The sequence below is a fragment of the Aeromicrobium sp. S22 genome (genome assembly GCF_009661045.1).
Classification (GTDB): domain Bacteria; phylum Actinomycetota; class Actinomycetes; order Propionibacteriales; family Nocardioidaceae; genus Aeromicrobium; species Aeromicrobium yanjiei.
This window is the reverse complement of the sequence record NZ_WJWV01000001.1, coordinates 591,214-608,922: the sequence shown is the minus strand read 5'-3', so window position 1 is coordinate 608,922 and position 17,709 is coordinate 591,214. Positions and strand designations below refer to the sequence as shown.

At 69.1% G+C, this 17,709-nt stretch carries 19 protein-coding genes; all 19 read right to left on the bottom strand.

The features are described from left to right. Positions 1–9 precede the first annotated feature (9 nt). Positions 10–978: a helix-turn-helix domain-containing protein gene (locus GEV27_RS02995; RefSeq protein ID WP_153933437.1), complete on the bottom strand. Its 969-nt coding sequence runs from the start codon at positions 976–978 to the stop codon at positions 10–12. A gap of 9 nt (positions 979–987) precedes the next feature. Continuing rightward, positions 988–2,019: a branched-chain amino acid ABC transporter permease gene (locus tag GEV27_RS02990; RefSeq protein ID WP_153933436.1), complete on the bottom strand. Its 1,032-nt coding sequence runs from the start codon at positions 2,017–2,019 to the stop codon at positions 988–990. After that, positions 2,016–2,885, bottom strand: coding sequence for a branched-chain amino acid ABC transporter permease (locus tag GEV27_RS02985; protein ID WP_153933435.1), 870 nt, complete (start codon positions 2,883–2,885; stop codon positions 2,016–2,018). Before GEV27_RS02985 ends, GEV27_RS02990 begins: the two co-directional genes overlap by 4 nt. Then, positions 2,885–3,595 (bottom strand): ABC transporter ATP-binding protein, encoded by a 711-nt coding sequence (locus GEV27_RS02980; protein ID WP_153933434.1) that lies wholly within the window; start codon positions 3,593–3,595, stop codon positions 2,885–2,887. The genes GEV27_RS02985 and GEV27_RS02980 overlap by 1 nt, the downstream gene beginning before the upstream one ends. After that, positions 3,592–4,353: an ABC transporter ATP-binding protein gene (locus GEV27_RS02975; protein ID WP_309222001.1), complete on the bottom strand. Its 762-nt coding sequence runs from the start codon at positions 4,351–4,353 to the stop codon at positions 3,592–3,594. The genes GEV27_RS02980 and GEV27_RS02975 overlap by 4 nt, the downstream gene beginning before the upstream one ends. After that, positions 4,350–5,615: an ABC transporter substrate-binding protein gene (locus GEV27_RS02970; RefSeq protein ID WP_153933433.1), complete on the bottom strand. Its 1,266-nt coding sequence runs from the start codon at positions 5,613–5,615 to the stop codon at positions 4,350–4,352. Before GEV27_RS02970 ends, GEV27_RS02975 begins: the two co-directional genes overlap by 4 nt. Before the next feature lie 159 nt (positions 5,616–5,774). Further along, positions 5,775–6,551: a hypothetical protein gene (locus GEV27_RS02965; protein ID WP_153933432.1), complete on the bottom strand. Its 777-nt coding sequence runs from the start codon at positions 6,549–6,551 to the stop codon at positions 5,775–5,777. A gap of 7 nt (positions 6,552–6,558) precedes the next feature. Then, positions 6,559–7,497, bottom strand: a complete 939-nt coding sequence (locus GEV27_RS02960) for a fumarylacetoacetate hydrolase family protein (protein ID WP_153933431.1) — start codon at positions 7,495–7,497, stop codon at positions 6,559–6,561. Next, positions 7,494–8,072: a flavin reductase family protein gene (locus tag GEV27_RS02955; protein WP_153933430.1), complete on the bottom strand. Its 579-nt coding sequence runs from the start codon at positions 8,070–8,072 to the stop codon at positions 7,494–7,496. Before GEV27_RS02955 ends, GEV27_RS02960 begins: the two co-directional genes overlap by 4 nt. A gap of 47 nt (positions 8,073–8,119) precedes the next feature. Then, entirely contained in the window at positions 8,120–8,800 is a 681-nt protein-coding gene (locus tag GEV27_RS02950; RefSeq protein ID WP_153933429.1) for a 3-oxoacid CoA-transferase subunit B, read from the bottom strand. Next, on the bottom strand, positions 8,797–9,531 hold the full coding sequence (locus GEV27_RS02945; RefSeq protein ID WP_228764914.1) for a CoA transferase subunit A: 735 nt from the start codon (positions 9,529–9,531) through the stop codon (positions 8,797–8,799). The genes GEV27_RS02950 and GEV27_RS02945 overlap by 4 nt, the downstream gene beginning before the upstream one ends. Before the next feature lie 31 nt (positions 9,532–9,562). Next, a complete protein-coding gene (locus GEV27_RS02940) occupies positions 9,563–10,264 on the bottom strand; it encodes an SDR family oxidoreductase (RefSeq protein ID WP_309222000.1) in 702 nt (233 codons plus the stop codon). Next, positions 10,257–10,673, bottom strand: coding sequence for an SRPBCC family protein (locus GEV27_RS02935; RefSeq protein ID WP_153933428.1), 417 nt, complete (start codon positions 10,671–10,673; stop codon positions 10,257–10,259). Before GEV27_RS02935 ends, GEV27_RS02940 begins: the two co-directional genes overlap by 8 nt. Positions 10,674–10,753: 80 nt before the next feature. Beyond that, a complete protein-coding gene (locus GEV27_RS02930; RefSeq protein ID WP_194944111.1) occupies positions 10,754–11,398 on the bottom strand; it encodes an NADPH-dependent F420 reductase in 645 nt (214 codons plus the stop codon). 19 nt (positions 11,399–11,417) lie between these two features. Continuing rightward, positions 11,418–12,170, bottom strand: a complete 753-nt coding sequence (locus GEV27_RS02925) for an ABC transporter ATP-binding protein (protein ID WP_153933426.1) — start codon at positions 12,168–12,170, stop codon at positions 11,418–11,420. Continuing rightward, a complete protein-coding gene (locus tag GEV27_RS02920) occupies positions 12,167–12,940 on the bottom strand; it encodes an ABC transporter ATP-binding protein (RefSeq protein ID WP_153933425.1) in 774 nt (257 codons plus the stop codon). Before GEV27_RS02920 ends, GEV27_RS02925 begins: the two co-directional genes overlap by 4 nt. Next, positions 12,937–14,919 carry an ABC transporter permease gene (locus GEV27_RS02915; protein ID WP_153933424.1) on the bottom strand — a complete coding sequence of 661 codons (1,983 nt, stop codon included), beginning with the start codon at positions 14,917–14,919 and terminating at the stop codon, positions 12,937–12,939. Before GEV27_RS02915 ends, GEV27_RS02920 begins: the two co-directional genes overlap by 4 nt. 40 nt (positions 14,920–14,959) lie before the next feature. After that, positions 14,960–16,201: an acyl-CoA dehydrogenase family protein gene (locus GEV27_RS02910; RefSeq protein ID WP_153933423.1), complete on the bottom strand. Its 1,242-nt coding sequence runs from the start codon at positions 16,199–16,201 to the stop codon at positions 14,960–14,962. Between the two features lie 82 nt (positions 16,202–16,283). Then, on the bottom strand, positions 16,284–17,618 hold the full coding sequence (locus tag GEV27_RS02905; RefSeq protein ID WP_194944110.1) for an ABC transporter substrate-binding protein: 1,335 nt from the start codon (positions 17,616–17,618) through the stop codon (positions 16,284–16,286). Between the last annotated feature and the right edge of the window lie 91 nt (positions 17,619–17,709).

The window sequence follows — 17,709 nt, the reverse complement described above, 5'->3', positions numbered from 1 at the left end:
GTGGCCGATTCAGGAAGCCGATGACGCCGCCCGCGCGGCAGCGGCGTCGCGCCGGACGTCCGACGCACGTTCGTCGAACTTCAGCACGAACGCGTTGGAGAAGTGGGCCGCCGAGGCGAAGCCGCAGTGGTGGGCGATCTCCGCGATCGTCATGGACGCCGCTGCCGGCTTCTGCAGCAGGGCACGCGCGACGTCGAGACGGCGAGCGAGGATGTAGCGCGGCACGCTGATCCCGTCCGCGGCGAACACCCGCGAGAGGTGTCGAGCGCTGATGCCGATCGCGTCGGCCACCATCGTCGCCGACAGGGACGGATCGTGGATCCGCCCCTCGATGAACGCCTTGGCCGCGGCCCGATGGGCGGTGTTCAGGTCGTCCCGGGCCCCACTGGCCAGGACGGAGACCAACTCCAGGATCGCCTGCTCGTCGGGCGGCACCGGCCCGTTCGAGCGCGTGGCACGGTTGACGTGGTGCGCGAGGGCGGCGGCGTGCGCATTGCCGCGCTTGCTGAAGTCGAAGACCATGGGGTCGACCAACGACCTGACGCCTGCCAGGTCGTCGAAGATCGACCGCGGCATCTTGATGACCAGCTCCTCCAGGCCGCGGGAGAACCCCCGCATGAACGCCTTGTCGGCGTCGCACAGCAGCAGCTGTCCCGGCCGGACCGTGCGCACCCCGTCCTCGGAGTAGAAGAACGCATCGCCCACCAGGCTGAAGTACATGACCACGGAGTCCGACGGGCGGCGACGGATGAGGTCCGCGTCGCGCTCGACGACGTGGGACGTGCCGACCACGCGCGCCAGACCGATCGAGTCCAGCTGCACGTTGATCTCGGTGGCCTCGAGCTGCGGCGTGTCCAGGGTCCGGCACCGCAGACCGATCAGCGCATCGGCGTTGTGGCCCTCCCACAGCTCGATGCGCTCCTGGTCGGGCAGCCCCACGGTGGAGAACTCGACCGGGCCCACTGTGACGTGCGTCATATGCGGAGACTACTCGACGGACCGGTCACGGCGTACCTGGAATGCGACCGGGAAGAGCGAGTAGCGACCCCGCGAGACCAGGTTCCAGACGCCCTTGGGAGCGAGAAGCACGATGACGATCGCCACGAGGCCCAGAGCAACCAGGTACCACGTGCCCTGCTGGGCGAGCTGCTGCTGCAGCACGAAGAAGATCACCGCACCGATGATCGGGCCCTCGATCGTCCCGATGCCACCGATCACGACGATGAAGATCATGAACGCGCTGTAGTTGACCGAGTAGATGGAGTCGGGAGCCACGCGCAGCGTGTTGATCGCGATGAGCGCCCCCGCCAGGCCCGCACCCGCCGACGACAAGACGTAGACGATCCTCTGCGACCTGCGGACCGAGACGCCGAGGCTGGCCGCGGCCGTCGGATCGTCCCGGATCGCCAGCAGCGCGAGTCCCATCCGCGACCGCATGAGGAGGTAGGTGCCGACGACCACGAGCACGGCGAGGGTCAGTCCGAGCCAGTAGACGGTGGCGACCCGGTCGGTCCGGTCGACACCCCTGAACGCCTCGAGGGACAGTCCCGAGCCGCCGCCGAGCGCGTCGATCTGGGTCGTCACCAGCTTGAAGACCTCGGCCACGACCCACGTGCCGATCGCGAAGTAGCCGCCGACCAGCCGGAAAACGAGGAACGAGGTGGGCAGGGCCAGCGCCGCACACACCACGCCGGCGAGCAGGACGGCCGCCACCAGCGGGACACCGAGCTGGTCGGCCACGTAGATGACCCCGTAGCCGCCCGCCCCGACGAAGGCCTGCTGGCCGATGGAGACGAGCCCCCCGTAGCCGGCCAGCAGGTTCCAGGTGGTGGCCATGATGATCAGCACGAAGAGCCCCACGAGGTCGGTCAGCGCACCGAGCGACACGTTGTACGGCACCCAGAGAGCCAGGAACAGCACCCCCACAGCCAGCACGCCGAGCCCGAGGAGGGAACGGCGGCCACCTCGGCTGACCTGCGCCGGGGAGGAGGACGTGGGTGTGGGCGCGGTCGTGGTCATGCGGTCACCATCTTTGGCATCAGTCCGCTGGGGCGGAAGGCGAGCACGGCGAGGAAGACGAGGTGACCGACGAGCACGCCGTACGCGGGATCGATCTGCGCCCCGATGGTCTGCGCGACACCCAGGACGAGCCCGCCCAACAGGGTCCCCCAGAGGGATCCCAGGCCTCCGATGATCACGGCCTCGAACGCGAAGATCAGCACGAGGTCGCCGTAGCCCGGGGTGAACTGGGTGCTCATCCCGATGAACGCGCCGGCGAGCGCGACACTGCCCACGGCGATGGCCGTGGCGAGCGCATAGAGATGGCGGTCGTCGATGCCCATGAGCTGGGCTGCCTCGCGATCGTCGCTGGTCGCCCGCATCGCACGCCCCACCCTGGTGCGGGCCAGGAACAGCTGGATGCCGGTGATGACGGCGATCGCGACGACCAGGGTCAGGAGGGAGAACACACCGATCGACAGGCCGGACACGATCCGGATGCTGGCGGTCCCGAGGTCGCCGATGCCGATGCTCCGCGAGTTGGCGCTGGCGGTCTCCTGCAGGACGTTGACGACGATCACGGCCAGACCGAACGTCACGAGCAGGGGTGCCAGCTCACCGCGCGAGAGGGCGGCGTTGAGCAGGCCGCGCTGCAGCGCGTACCCGGCACCCGCGGCGACGGCGACGGCCAGCACGAGCGAGATCGGGAGCGGCACGCCGACGCTGTCCACCAGGAACAGCACGACGTACGCCGATGCCACGGCGAGCGCCCCGTGCGCGAGGTTGACGATGCGCATGACTCCGAAGATCAGGGAGAGGCCGCAGGCCAGCAGGGTGTACTGCCCGCCGAGGAGAAGCCCTTGGACGAGGGCGTTGATCCACTCCATCACCGGTCCTCCAGACCGAAGTAGGCCGATGCGACGTCGTCACGGGTGACCGCGGAGGCCGGCGCCTCGAGCACCGTCCGACCCTCGAGCAGGCACTGGACGTGATCGGCCACCGCGAGCGCCTGGGAGACGTCCTGCTCGACGATCAGGACCGTCGTGCCTCGCGAGCTGATGACCGGCAACGCCTTGTAGATGTCCTTCACGACCACAGGAGCCAGACCGAGCGACACCTCGTCCAGCAGGAGGAGACGAGGGTTCGCCATCAGGGCGCGGCCGATGGCGGTGGCCTGCTGCTCGCCGCCGGACAGGTGGGTGCCGACGCGACTGCGGCGCTCGGCCAGCAACGGGAACGCCTCGAACACCGCGGCCAGGTCCCACGGCCCGGGGCGCCTGCTGTACGCCCCGACGCGGAGATTCTCCTCGACCGTCAGCGACTTGAAGACCCGACGGCCCTCAGGCACGAGCGAGATCCCGGCAGCGACGCGTTGGTGGGGCGCCATGCCGAGCAGGTCCTGCCCGCCGAACCGGATGGTTCCACCCGAGGCACCCATCAGACCGGACACCGCCTTCAGCAGCGTCGACTTGCCGGCGCCGTTCGCGCCCATCACGGCCAAGGTCTCGCCCTCGTCCAGCGTCAGCGAGATGCCATGGATCGCCTGGAAGTCACCGTAGTGGACGTCCACCGACTGCAGGTCCAGCAGCGCGGTCATCGTGTCTCGTCCTCCGGCTCGGGGATGCTGCCGAGGTACACCTCGGTGACCTCGGGGCTGCGCATGACCGTCTGCGGATCCCCGGTCGCCACCACGTCGCCCATCGCCAGGCACATGAGCCGGTCCACGACCTGCAGCAACGCGTGCACGATGTGCTCGATCCAGATGATCGCCATCCCTGAGTCCCGGAGACGAGCGATCACGTCGATCAGCTCGGGCAGCTCCCGGTCGGTCAGCCCGCCTGCGATCTCGTCCAGCAGGAGCAGCCGGGGAGACGTCGCCAGGGCGCGAGCCAGCTCGAGCCGCTTGCGGTCGAGCAGACGCAGACTCCCCGCCTGGACGTTCTCCACGTGCGACAGCCCGGCGGTCGCGATCGCGTCGTGTGCCCGCTCGTTCGCCTCGCCGCGGTGGGCGCGGCCCGCGAAGGTGGCTCCGACGAGCACGTTCTCGAACACCGTCAGCCCACCGAACGGACGGGGGATCTGGTGCGTGCGGGCGATCCCGCGCCTTCCCCTCGCCGCGGCGTCCAAGGACGTCACGTCCTGACCGTCGAACACGATGCTCCCCGCGTCCGGTCGCTGACCGCCGTTGACCATGTCGAGCAACGTCGACTTGCCCGCGCCGTTGGGGCCGACCACCCCCAGCACCTCCCCCGCGTTGACGTGGAAGGAGACGCTGTTGGCGGTCGTGACCCGTCCGAACCTCTTGGCCAGGCCGTCGGCGCTCATGAGCGGAGCGGTCTCCGCGAAGGTGCTCACGGGAGGGGCTCGGCCTTGCCGCCCAGCGGGACCTCGGGGGCGAGCTTGTTGGACACGACCACCAGGTCGTACGGGTGATCGGTGCCGGGCCGCCACTGGCCGCCCGCGAGCGGCGTCTTGGCGACGTACGGCGGGATGCTCGAGTCCTTGCCCCAGGTGACGTCACCGACGACCGTGGGCACCGAGAGGGACTTCATGGCCTCGATGACCGCGTCGGAGTCGGTCGAGCCGGCCTCCTTCACCGCGGCCGCCGTGACCTCGAACAGTGCGTGGGCGAAGCCGAGGGGCTGGGTCCACTGCTCCCCGGTCTTCTTCTCGTAGGCGTCCGCGAGCTCCTTCGCGCTCTGGCCGGTCAGCGAGCTCTCGTACGGCGCGGTCGGCGTCCACCAGACCTCGCTCGACAGGTTGGTCGCGATCTTGCCGAGCGCCTCGACCGAGGACGGGAACAGCAGCGCCTTGCCGATGGTCGCGACCGTGGGCTCGTAGCCCTGCTGCTTGGCCTGCTTCCAGAACGTCGTGAAGTCCGGCGGGATCGGGACGCCCAGCAGCACGTCGCTGCCCTTGAACGCCGAGATCTGGGCCGAGAAGTCCTTCGTGCCGTTCGCGTAGTTGCCGGGGTCCTTGATCGTGACGCCGGAGTCCTTGGTGAGCGCCGGGAAGTTCGCGCCCCAGGCCTGACCGTCCGGATCGTTGGGGAACAGGCCGCCGGCCTTGCCGTTGTTGTCGACCTGGCTCCAGATGTCGGAGTAGACCGCCGCGACGTCCTCCAGGCCCCAGAAGAAGTGGTAGCTGTACTTCAGGTCGGCCGGCTTGTCACCGCTGCGGATCGCGAACGGCTGCCAGGGCGCGACGGTCGTGATGCAGGGGACCGAGTTGGCCTCGCACTGCTCGGACACGGGGTTGACGATGTCGGGGGTCGACGACGCGATCACGACGTCGACGTTGTCGCTGTTGATCAGCTGCGAGGCGACCTCGCCGGCACGCGTCGAGTCGCTCTGCGCGTCGCGCACGACGATCTTGACGTCGTACGTGTCGCTGCCGACCTTCAGCGGGTTCTTCTTGAAGTACGCCTTCATCTCGTCGACCACGAAGGTGTTCGCCTCGCCGAAGGGTGCCGATGCCCCGGTCGTGGTCGACACGAAGCCGATCTTCAGCGTCTTGTCGCTCTCGGAGTCCCCACCGCCCACGGATCCGGAGCAGGCCGACAGTGACACCGCCATGACGGCCGCCGCCGTCGTGACGAGAGTGCGCGAGATTGTCATGGGAACCCTCCTGAAACGGTGTGCCGCGAGCCTCAACGGCGTGCAGAGCCTCTGCGGATCACAGTCTGTGACCTGCGTCATGGTCCACACGCCGCTGCGCGGCATTCACGGCACAACTGCGAACCGATGACCGTTCTGCGCAGGTTCGGCCGCCGTGCGTCACCGCTCAGGCGTGAGCTCCAGGTGCCCCGGGGAGACGGTGACGAACAACATCCAGCGGTCGCCCTGGCCCCGGGTCAGGTGGCCGTCGCCCGTGACGTCATCGATGTAGGCGATGTCGCCGGCTCGGGGCGTCGTCACGGTCCCGTCACCGGTCTCGTTCTCGGCACATCCGTTGAGGGTGATGCCCAGCTGTGATCGCGGCCCGTTGTGCCACACCCCGGGGACGTAGCCGTCGTCGCCGTAGTCGCGCCGGGTGACGAAGGCGCCGCGGGACCTCGGCCACTGCTCGACGGGCGGGACCGGCGCCAGGTCGCCGGGCCACCGCAACGGCTCGGAGCGTGAGGTGCCGGCGTCGTCGTGGATCCAGGTCAGCAACGGCCGGCCGGCGCGCTTGACCGCATCGGGTCGCGCCTCGTTGTCGCCGATCTCGGGCAGCCAGCCGTCGGTCGTGACGTAGAGCAGCCAGGCGAAGCCGTCCCACGAAAAGGTGAGCGCATCGTCGGCATGGACGTCGACGCACAGCACGTCCCCCGCCGTGAGCACGGTGCGCTGCGCCCCGCGCGGCTCCACCCCCACCTCGCCGGACAGCACGACGACCGCGTGGCTGCCCAGCGCGGCCGGGGCCGGCACGTCATCCGTGCCGGCCCGCGTGAGCCAGAACGCCGTCGCCGGGATGACGTCCGCCGGCCCCTTCACCCGCGAGTCCCGGTAGGGCAGGTAGCCGCTCTCGGCCTCGACCCCGGTGGAGGTCTCGCGGACCCGCAGAACCCTCATGCGCTCGTCAGGCCGACGGCGCGTAGGGGCCGGTCAGCTGCGGAGGCGTCCTGCCCTCGTTGCCGCCCTCGGTCCACTCCAGACGCGTCTGGCGGCTCCACGTGCGGCGCAGGTCGTCGCGAATCGAGATCGTCAATCGTCCCAGCTCGCCCACCTCGAGATCGATCTGGTCGCCGTCCTGGAAGGAGTGCAGACCACGGTGGTTGGTGCCGGTCGCGATGATGTCGCCCGGCTCGAGGGTGTGCATGGCCGACACGAAGGCGATCGACTCGGCGATGTCGTAGGCCATGTCACTGGTGTTGAAGTCCTGCTTCAGCTCGCCGTTGTTCCACAGCTTGACCGGCAGGTTCTGCGGGTCCGGCACCTCGTCGGCCGTCACCAGGTAGGGACCGATCGGGCAGAACGTCTCGCGCGACTTCATCTGGTAGAACGCGTTCTGCATGGGCGGGATGCCACGTGCCGAGCCGTCGATCAAGTTGGTGTAGCCGAAGATGTAGTCGAACGCCTCGGACGCGGGGACATTCTGCGCGCGCTTGCCGATGACGATCGCGAGCTCGGCCTCGCCCTCGAAGATCGTGGCCGGGATGTCAGGCAGGACCATGGTGTCGCCGTGCCCGATGATCGAGTTCGGCGTCTTGGGGAAGCCGTTGATCGGCGGACGCTCCGTGAGGGTGCCGTTCTCCATGTAGTTGCGCGCCATGCAGTCGATGTTGAGCGGACGCGGCAAGGGCGGACGGACGCGGACCGCGTCCAACGGGATCCCCGCTCCGGCGCTGACGGCGGCCTCGAGGCGGGCACGGTAGCGGTCGTCCCAGCCGGCGATGACCGCGTTCATCACGTCCTGCGGGTGGGCGGCCGGGATGTCCTTGACCTCGCCGCTGACGTCGACGACCTCACCTTCATGCAGGACGCCGAGCTTGAAGTCGTCGAAGAACAGCAGCTTCATGGGTGTTGCCTCTCTGATGGGGATGACCTGGGGGTGTCGAGAAGTGGGTGGAGATCGTCAGGCTGTTCGTGCGGCACGAAGCGCCCGTACTCACCGCGGAAGAAGACGAGGGCGTGCCCGTCCTCGACGGCGTTTAGCTCCGCGACGCGAGCGACGACGATCGTGTGGTCACCGGCGCCGTACTCGGCGTACGTCTCGCAGTCGAGCCGGGCGACGGCGCCGTCCAGCGCTGGGCCGGCCGGCTCGTCGTGCCACGTCTCACCGGCGAAGCGATCTTCGCCGGGCGCGGAGAAACGGCGACTCGTCTGCTCGTGGTGATCGGCCAGGACGCTGATGCAGAACCGTCCTGCGGACCGGATGCGCGGCCACGACGTCGAGGTGCGGGCGACGCAGATCGACACGAGCGGTGGGTCCAGGGAGACCGAGGTGATGGAGTTGACGGCCATCCCGACGCGCCCGGTGGCGGTGTGTGCAGCCACCAGGACGACTCCCGTCGGCAGGTGGCCGAGAACCTTGCGGAACTCGCGTGCCGGGTCCGTGCCGTCGGGGCTCGACCACGGGGAGGGCGCCGCCATGTGCCGCCTCCGTCCAGTGATTCCGTCTAATGAAATGTGATTTCATCTTAGGGCACATCAATCTGGAGCGTCAACCCTTCGACCGAGCTGTCTGCCAGCACCCGGGCGCCGGTGCTGGCACGCACGTCCTCCACCCGCACACCCGGCGCGAGCTCGCGCAGGACGAAGCCGTCAGCGGACACGTCGAGGACGCCCAGGTTCGTGATGATGCAGTCGACCACCCCGCGCCCCGTCAACGGCAGCGTGCACCGGTCGAGGAGCTTGGGCGAACCGTCCCGGCCCACGTGCTCCATCACCACGATGACCCGGCGGGCCCCGGCGGCCAGGTCCATGGCACCCCCCATGCCCTTGATCATCTGACCCGGCACGACCCAGTTCGCGAGGTCGCCGCCGGCCGACACCTGCATCGCGCCCAGCACCGTGACGTCGACATGACCGCCACGGATCATGGCGAACGAGGTCGACGACGACACGAAGGACGCGCCGGGCAGCACCGTGATCGGCTCGGTGCCTGCATTGATGAGATCGGGGTCCCACTCGTCGGGGTCCGGGGTCGGCCCCACGGCGAGCACACCGTTCTCGCTGTGCACCACGACGTGGACGCCCGGAGGGACGTGGTCGGCCACACGGGTGGGCAGACCGATGCCGAGGTTGACGCACTCACCGTCTCGCAGCTCCCGGGCCGCGCGGCGAGCGAGCTCGTCGCGGCTCCACCCGCGCCCCGTCATGCGATGACCTCCTCGGGCACCTCGACGACGCGCTGGACGAAGACGCCCGACAGATGGACCAGGTCCGGGTCGAGGCAGCCGGGCTCGACGACCTGCTCCGCCTCCACGACGGTGACGCGTCCCGCCATGGCGGCATCGGGATTGAAGTTGCGCGCCGAGGCGTGGAAGACCGCGTTCCCGTGGCGGTCCGCGACGGCAGCCCGGACCAGGGCGAAGTCGGTCACGATTCCCTCCTCCAGCACGAACTCGCGCTCGCGGCCGTCCACGGAGAACTGCCTGACCTCCTTCGGCGGCGAGGCGGTCACGACGGTGCCGTCCGCGGCGTGACGAAGCGGCACACCGCCGTCCGCCACCAACGTCCCGACTCCCGTCGGGGTGTAGAACGCGGCGATGCCGGCCCCTCCGGCGCGGAGCCGCTCGGCCAGCGTGCCCTGCGGGTTCAGCTCGACCTCGATCTCGCCCGCCAGGTACTGGCGGGCGAACTCCCGGTTCTGACCGATGTACGACGCGATCACCCGATCGATGCGGTGGTCGTGCAGCAGCATCGCGAGACCGGCGTCGTTCACGCCACAGTTGTTGGCCACGATGGTGAGCCCGTCCGCGCCCTGCGTTCGCAGGGCGCGGATCAGCGCCCACGGGACGCCGGACGTCCCGAAACCCCCCACGGCGATGGACGCGCCGTGGGGGATGTCGGCAACCGCCTCGGCAGCTGACGTGACGAGCTTGTCCATCGTCAGGGTCCCGCCAGGGACGCCGGCGACGTCACAGCAGCACCAGCCCGCCGTCGGGGCACAGGGTCTGCCCCGTGAGCGCCTGCGCCTCGGGCCGCGCCAGGAAGGCCACGACCTCCGCGACGTCGTTGGGGACGAGCGGGCGCTCGAGTGCCTGCCTGGACTGCACGTCCGCACTGACCTCCTCGGTCATGACCTTGACCGGCGGGGGTGTGAGTCCCGGTGCGACGCAGTTGACCGTGATGCCCGACGAGCCCAACGAACGCGCCAGCGAACGGGCGGCACCGATGAGCGCGCCCTTGCTCATGATGTACGGGAGCATGTCCGAGACCGGTGGTGGGTTGTAGAAGGTGTCCGAGACGAGGAACACGATCCGCCCGAACCCCCGTTCGCTCATGGTCGGCTGGAGCTCCTGCGTCAGCCACAGGGCGGCCTCGACGTTGACCGCCATGACGTCCCGCAGCAACGACGCGCTGAGGTCACCGAGGGCTGCGCGGTGGAACGAGACCCCCGCGTGCACGAGCACGTCGACGTGACCGTGCTCGGCGAGCACGTCACGGGCGGCGGCGCGCACCGCCTGCTCGTCGGACAGGTCCACCGCGAGGTCCCCTCCCTGGAGGTCGAGCACCACGACGCGATGACCGGACGCCCGCAGCAGCTCGACGATCGCCGAGCCGATGAACCCGGCCCCGCCGGTCACGAGCGCAACCGGCGCTTCGGAGCTCTCAGGCACCGAACTGGCTGTTCAGACCGTTCAGGGCACCGTCGATGTCCGCGCCGATGCCCATCCGCGCCATGTCCTGCATCTCGTCGGGCACGTCGGCCTCGATCGCGTACTCGACCTCGGAGCCCTCGCCGGCCTCGCGCACGGTGAACGTCGCAGCCAGGTGCTGCATCGGTCCGGGCTGGCCCGGCACGAGCTCGTAGGTCAGCGTGCGCGCCGCGTCGTCCTGGCTCGCGATGCGGTCGAAGACGGAGTCGCCACGGGCGAAGTCGACCTTGCGGTCGCCGTTGGGCTGCATCTCGACGGCGTCGATGTGCGGCTGCCAGGAGGCGTAGCCGCCGAAGTCGCTCACGAAGGACCACACCTTGTCCGCGTCGGCGGGGAGGGTGGTCGTCTTGCTCAGCTGGACAATGGTCATGGTGGTGTTTCCTCTTCTGATCGGCACCGTGCCTGGTGCACGGTGCGGGGGTTGTCGTGTGCGACGGGCTCCGGAACGAGCTAGTTCTTGGTGGCGTCCGCGAGCCGGGCCTTGGCATCCTCCACGGACTGCATCTCCATGACGCCGGGGAGCGGACCGCTCATGCCCTGCAGGAAACCTCCCGTGTGCAGGTCACCGGTGTCGACGGCCACGCCGCCCACGGTGGCGAGCAGCTCGGCGACCTTCTTCTTGGCGTCGGCGTCGTCGCCCGCGACGTACACCGCGTGCTCGGAGCCGTCGCCGGTGCCCAGCGTCGTGGCCATGATGTGGATGGGGGTCACGTTCAGCGCCTTGACCAGGCGGGCGCCCGGCACGTACTCCGCCACGATCTCGCTGGAGATGCGTCCGTCGATGTCGATCAGTCCGTCCGGCCCCGGTGCGCGCCGGTTGTTCGTCGTGTCGACGACGATGCGGTCCGTCCAGTCGTCGACGACCGAGACGGCGTCGGCCGTCTTGGCCCACGGCGTGGCCAGGATGACGATGTCGGCGCCTTCCACCGCGTCGGTCACCGACCCGGCGCTGCAACGCTCGTTGAACTCGTCGACGACGTCGACCAAGGACTCCGGCCCGCGCGAGTTGCTGAGCACGACGTCGTGCCCCGCCCGTGTGAACAGTCCGGCCAGCGCCTGGCCCATGCGGCCTGCGCCGATGATTCCGATCTTCATTTCGCTCCTCTTGGTGTGATCATTGGTGTGTGGTCGTGGGTGCCAGATCCTCATCACTGGCCTCCCACTGCTCGCCGCCCAGATAGCTGGCCCGGAGCAAGTTCTGGTCCTGACGCAGGGTTGCCGCGTCGTGACTGGTCGAGATGTCACCGTGGGCCATGAGGTAGGCCCGGTCGGCGATGTCGAGTGCCAGCTGCACGTGCTGCTCGACGAGCAGCACCCCGCAGCCGGTGTCGTCGGCGAACCGGCGGATCACCGGCAGCAGGCTCTGCACGATGACCGGCGCGAGCCCGAGGCTCAGCTCGTCGAGCAGCAGCAGCGTCGGCTTGCGCGCCAAGGCACGACCGACCGCCAGCATCTGCTGCTCGCCACCGGAGAGGACGCCCGCCTGCCGCGTCGTCAAGGGCTGGAGAGCCGGGAAGTAGTCGTAGGCGATGCCGGCGTCCAGGTGCTCGCCCCGCCGGCTCAGCTTGAAGTGCTCCGCGACCGTGAGGCCCGAGAAGATGCCCCGGTCCTCGGGGACGTGCGCGATCCCGCGACGCGCCCGATGGGTCGGCGAGACGCCCGCCAGGTCCTCGCCGTGCAGCTGCACGGTGCCACCGAACGACTTGACGAGGCCCGACACCGACTGGAGCGTCGTCGTCTTGCCTGCTCCGTTGGGTCCGAGCAGCGCCACGACCTCTCCGGCCCCGACCTCGATCGCGATGTCGCGCACGACGACGGACCGCTTGTAGCCGGCCGAGAACTGCTGGACGCTCAGCACCGCGCTCATGTCTGATCCTTCTCGTCGTCGGGGGCGGCGTCTTGTCCGAGGTAGGCGGCGATGACCCGCGGGTCCGAACGGACCACCTTGGGCTCGCCCGATGCGATCACCTGGCCGAACTCGAGCACGACGACGTGGTCGCACGTGCCGAACACGAAGGAGATGTCATGGTCGATCAGCAGCATGGGCGTCCCCTGGTCCCCCAGCCGGCGCAGCTGGGTGCCCAGGTGGGCGCTCTCCGTGGTGTCGAGGCCCGCCGCCGGCTCGTCCAGGCAGAGGATCTTGGGTCGTGCGGCGAAGGAGCGGGCGATCCCGACGAGCTTGCGCTGCCCCTCGGACAGCTCGGTCGGAAAGGCTTCGGCCAGCTCGGAGATGCCGACGTCCTGAAGGGTGTCGTGGATGGCCGACATGTCGCCCGATCTCCGGCCGGTCATGTCACGCACGGTCGACCGCAGGCTCAGACGTCGAGCGGCGACCGCCAGGTTCTCCGCCACGGTCAGGTCGTCGAAGAGCTCGACGCCCTGCCACGTGCGGCTCAGACCGGCACGCACTCGTGCGTGCGGCCGCTGGTGGCTGACCTCGTGGCCGTCGATCGCGACCGAACCGGTGGACGGCACGAACCCGGTGACGGCGTCCACGAACGTCGTCTTGCCCGCACCGTTGGGCCCGATCAGGCCCACGATCTGACCAGGGCGGACCTCCAGGTCCACACCCCGCAGGGCGCGAACACCGCCGAAACGGACCTCGATGCCGCGTGCGGCGAGCACGGTGGCGCTCATGCGCGCACACTCCCTTCCAGCTGTCGTTCACGTGAGGGCACCCGTGGCACCTGCGCCTTGCGCTCCTTCTTGACCGAGCTCGCCACCAGCAGTCCGTCCGGGAAGAACCGCAGCTGGAGCAGGAGTCCGCCGCCGATGAGCAGCTGGACGTAGAGGGACACGCGGTCCTCCGGGAGGACCCACTTCTGCAGGATCAGTGGGATCACCGAGCCGATGGCTCCGAAGCCGGCCAGCACCGCGCCCTGGGCCAGGGTGACGCCGAGGACGTACACGCTCGCCACCAGGGTGAGCGCGACGGTGATCGAGTAGCTGTTCGCCGAGACCGTGCCGAACTGGTAGGCGTACATGACACCCGCGACCCCGGCCAACGCCGAGGTGATGCCGAACGCGACGATCTTGACCGAGCGCACGTTGACGCCCGAGGCCGCAGCGGCGCGCTCGTTGGAGCGGACGGCCAGCATCTGTCGACCCAGGTCGCTGCTGCGCAGGTGTGCCACGACGACGTACATGAGCGTCGCGACGACGAGGGCCACGAATCCGAACACCGGGCTGGGCAGCGAGCCGTCGAGACCGCGCAGGCCGGCATCGGGACCGAAGTTCATCCCGAACAGGCGCGGCGAGTCGACCGGTGCGCCCGTCTGACCACCACCCCACTGCGAGTTGGCGAAGACGAAGTTCTCGATCGCCACCGCGGCCGCGAGCGTGACCACGACCAGCGTCACGCCGCGCACCCGTAGTGCCGCTGCCCCGATGCCCATGCCCAGTCCGGTGGCCAGGAGTATCGCGATGATCGGGGCGAGTGGGAAGCCCAGGCCGAACTCGGTCCCGAGCCGCGAGACCGCGAAGGCCGCGAATCCCGCCAGGGCGAGCTGGACGACCGAGAGCTGGCCGACGTAGCCCATGATGACGACGAACGACAGGCACAGGACCGTCGCCACGAGACCCACCGTGACCGCCTGCCGGAACTCTGACGGCAGCACCACCAGGGCCACGGCACCGGCGACGAAGACCGGCGCGACCCGGCGCATGAGGCGTTCCTGGCGGGGAACCGGGGGGAGGGAACGCCCGACGATCTCGCCGCGCTGCGGCAACGTCGATCCCCGCCACCACAGCGCGACCACGATCAGGATGAACTCCGCGAGCTGCTGAAGCCCCGGGAGCGCCAGACCGTCCTGCGACGGGAACCATGCCTGCGTCGAGGCGTACGAGAGCAGCGACTCCGCGACGCCGATGAGCAGTCCCACACCACAGGCGATGCCGAGGGAGGTGAAGCCCGCGAACAGGGCAGCGGCCAGCGCCGGGATCACCAGCAAGGGCAGCGTCGAGGCACTGATTCCCACGATGGATGCAGCCAGGATCCCGACGAAGCCCGCTGTGACGTACGCGAGGACCGAGTTGGCCAGCGAGATCGACGCCGGTGAGAGACCTGCCAGCACGGCTGACCGCTCGCTCTCGGAGGCAGCGCGGGTCGCGACACCGAAGCGGGTGAAGCGGTAGAGCGCCGCCAGCGCGACCGAGATGGCCACGACGACTCCCGCGAGGATGAACTGCGCAACCGGAACCGTCGCACCGGCGACCGTCACGACCGACTCGGTCAGCACCGGTGGGCTGTTGAGCGGCGACGTGCCGAACACCAGCTGCACCAACGACTGCAGGAGCAGCAGCACACCGATCGACGCCACCAGCTTGGCCAGCGGCGACGCCGAACGGAGTGGACGGACAGCGGCAAGCTCGACGAGGACCGCCAGCAGCGCCATGAGCGCCAACGTGATGATCAGCGCCGCCGGGGTCGTCAGCGCCGGGAAGAAGTATCCCGTGCGGAGAGCCCAGAAGAGGTAGCCGGCAACCATCACGACCGCTCCTGCGGCGATGTTGATCGTTCCGCTGCCACGCCAGCTCAGCACCACACCCACGGCGATGCTCGCGATGAGCGCGCCGGATCCGAGCCCGAGCAGGGCGAAGAGAAGCAGAGTCTCCATCTGGGTTACACCTCCTTGGTCATGACCGCGACGGCTCGCGTCACGCGCGAATGTCGAGCTGGAGGCCGAAGTGCTGCTGCGCCACGACCGTCGCGTAGGCCTCGTACTGCAGGCCGATGTTGGTGCGGGCGGTCGAGATGTCGCGGTAGTAGCGCTGCATCTTCGAGCCGTTGCTGCCGCCCTCGCTGGTGCCGGACGTCCGGAACAGCAGCTCGACGGCCTCCCAGATCAGGTTCACCGCGTGGTGGGTGCTGGAGTTGATGCTCTGCAGCTCCTCGGCGTCGAAGCCTGCTCCGGTGACGGCCTTCTCGCTCAGCTCGGCGAAGTACTCGCTCATCTGCAGCAGGACGTCCTCGGCGGCGTGGATCTTGCCCGAGGCCAGGCCCCAGTAGCGCTGGAAGTCCTTGTTGTGGAAACGCGGCACCGGGTTGGGACCGAGCGTCCTCTTCTCCCGCAGGATCCGCTCGTACTCGTCGAGCGCCGCGTAGCCGCAGCCCACCAGGACCGAGGTGATCTCGAGCTGCAGGAAACCGGTCGAGTGCCCCGCGTACATCGCGTTCTTGTGCACCTCGTAGCCGGGAGTCTCGAGCCCGCCCTCGAGCTGGAGCACGTTGCCGCGCACCACGAACTCATCGGGCACGGCAGCGCCGTCGACGATGATGCTGTTCGAGCCGCTGCCCCGCATGCCGAAGGCACGGTGCCGCCAGTCGTCCTGCAGGATCCAGCCATTGCGCGGGACGAGGGCCAGACCCTGCCCGGTCATCTGATCGTCCTCCATCAGGCGAACGCCGAGGATGGCGTGGGTCGCGTAGGGCGAGCCCGAGCAGTAGTCCCACGTGCCGGCGATGGCCCAGCGGCCGTCGTCCTGGCGGGTAGCGGTGCCCATCGGGATGCCACGCATCGGCGCCACGAACTCGCCGTTCTCGCCGATCGCCTGGCTCTGAGCCTTCTCGCCGTACAGGCTCCCGATCTGCAGACCGTGACCCGCGCCGAGGCTCAGGCACCAGCCCGAACCGGGGCATCCGCGGGCGATCTCGACGATCATCTTGACGAAGGTGGTGACGTCGAACTCGAGTCCGCCGAAACGACGCGGCACCAGGGTGCGGTAGAGGCCCGCCTCGCGGAACATCTCGTGCGTCTCGGGAGAGTAGGTCCCTCGGTCGTCGGTCGCGTCCTGCTCGGCCCGGAGGTGCTCGCGGAACGAACGGGCTCGTTCGATGAGCTCGTCGGGGCGCAGACCGGGGTCGGACTGTTCGGACGGGGCGTTAGCGATCGCAGTCACGATGGCCTACTTTCGTGGGAATTGGTGGGGGGATGTCAGAACAGGGCCCCGGCCGGCCAGAGGCTGGCCGGCCGGGGAAGTGCTACTTGGCCGACGGCTCGAGCCAGTCGGTGAGCGCCTTGTACGAGCCGTTGCCGGAGTACTCGAACACTCGGGTCTGCGCGCCGCAGATGCCAGGCGCGGCGGAGTCGCCGCCGCACGCGATGGTCTCGCTGCCGAGCACCAAGGGGCCGGTGAAGGACTTCGCCTGCTCGCCGATCGCCGTGGCCGTGGCGTCAGCGCCGCCGGCCGCAGTGGTCAGGCGGGCAGCGGTCAGCACCAGGCCCCAAGCCAGCGCCGCGTCGGGCGTCGACTGCGACTGGTCGGACAGACCTGCCGCGCTGGACGCCTCGATGTAGGCCCGGACGTCCGGCTGGCTCTTGTCGGCGACGTTGGTCTGGGTCGAGATCTGCTGCCACTTGGGCGCTTCGCCACCCAGGCCCTGGGCCACCGGCGCCGAGAAGCAGAAGGCTCCGGCCGACACGACAGGGGCCTTGACCTTGAGCGTGTCGAGGGCCTTGGCCGCCGCGACGCATGCCGGCGGCGAGGAGACGAGCGGGATGATCGCGTCGGCGTCAGCAGCACCGGAGGCCACGGCCGCCGACGTCAGGTTCGTGGTCGACGGGTCGAAGCCGACCGCCTTGACGTCGATGTCGAGGGCGCCGAGAGCCTGCTCGAGGACCTTCGCGCCGTCGGCGCTCTGAGCGTCCTGCGGGTAGATCACGGAGACCTTCTTGGCCTTCACGACGGTCCCGAGATAGGTGGCGAGACCGCGGAAGATCGTGGAGGGGTTGCCGTTGTAGATGAAGACGTTGTCGGCCTGGGCGTCGGTGGAGCTGATGGAGTTGGCCATCAGGACCGGCTTCTGCCCCTTGTTGACCGCGAGGAAGGACTGGTTGCCCGTGATCGTGGACCCGAACAGCACGGTCTTGACGGCCTTGTCGTTCACCAGCTTCAAGCCGCAGGCGTTGCCGTCCTGCTCGTTCTCCACGACGTAGCACGTCTTGAGCTTGAGGGGGTGCCCGTCGATGCCGCCGAGGTTCTTGTTGACGTACTCGACCGCGGCCTCTGCGCCGTCCGTGGCGCTGGGGAAGCCCAGGGCGCCGCCCTGCTGGTTGACCCAGCCGAGCGTGACGGGCGCCAGGCTGTCGTCAGCTGCACCCTTCGTGCCGCCGGTGTACTTGACCAGGTCGGTCACGGCGGCCGGGTTGTCGGCAACGGCGGTGGTCGTCGTACCGGCCTTCGCGCCATCGTCGGTCTCCGATTCCGCAGCGCATGCTGCGGTCACGAGTGACAGGGCCGCGAGCCCAGCGGCCACGCGTGCGGTCTTGGCCCGAGCGGTCGTGACGACCGTGCGACCCACAAGAGAGTTTGCCATTTCCAGTACTTCCTTCGAGAGCATCCGGCGGACGATGCGCACGCGCTTCCCGAGCGGCTCGTACGACAACTTTGGAATAAGTTTCCGAGGT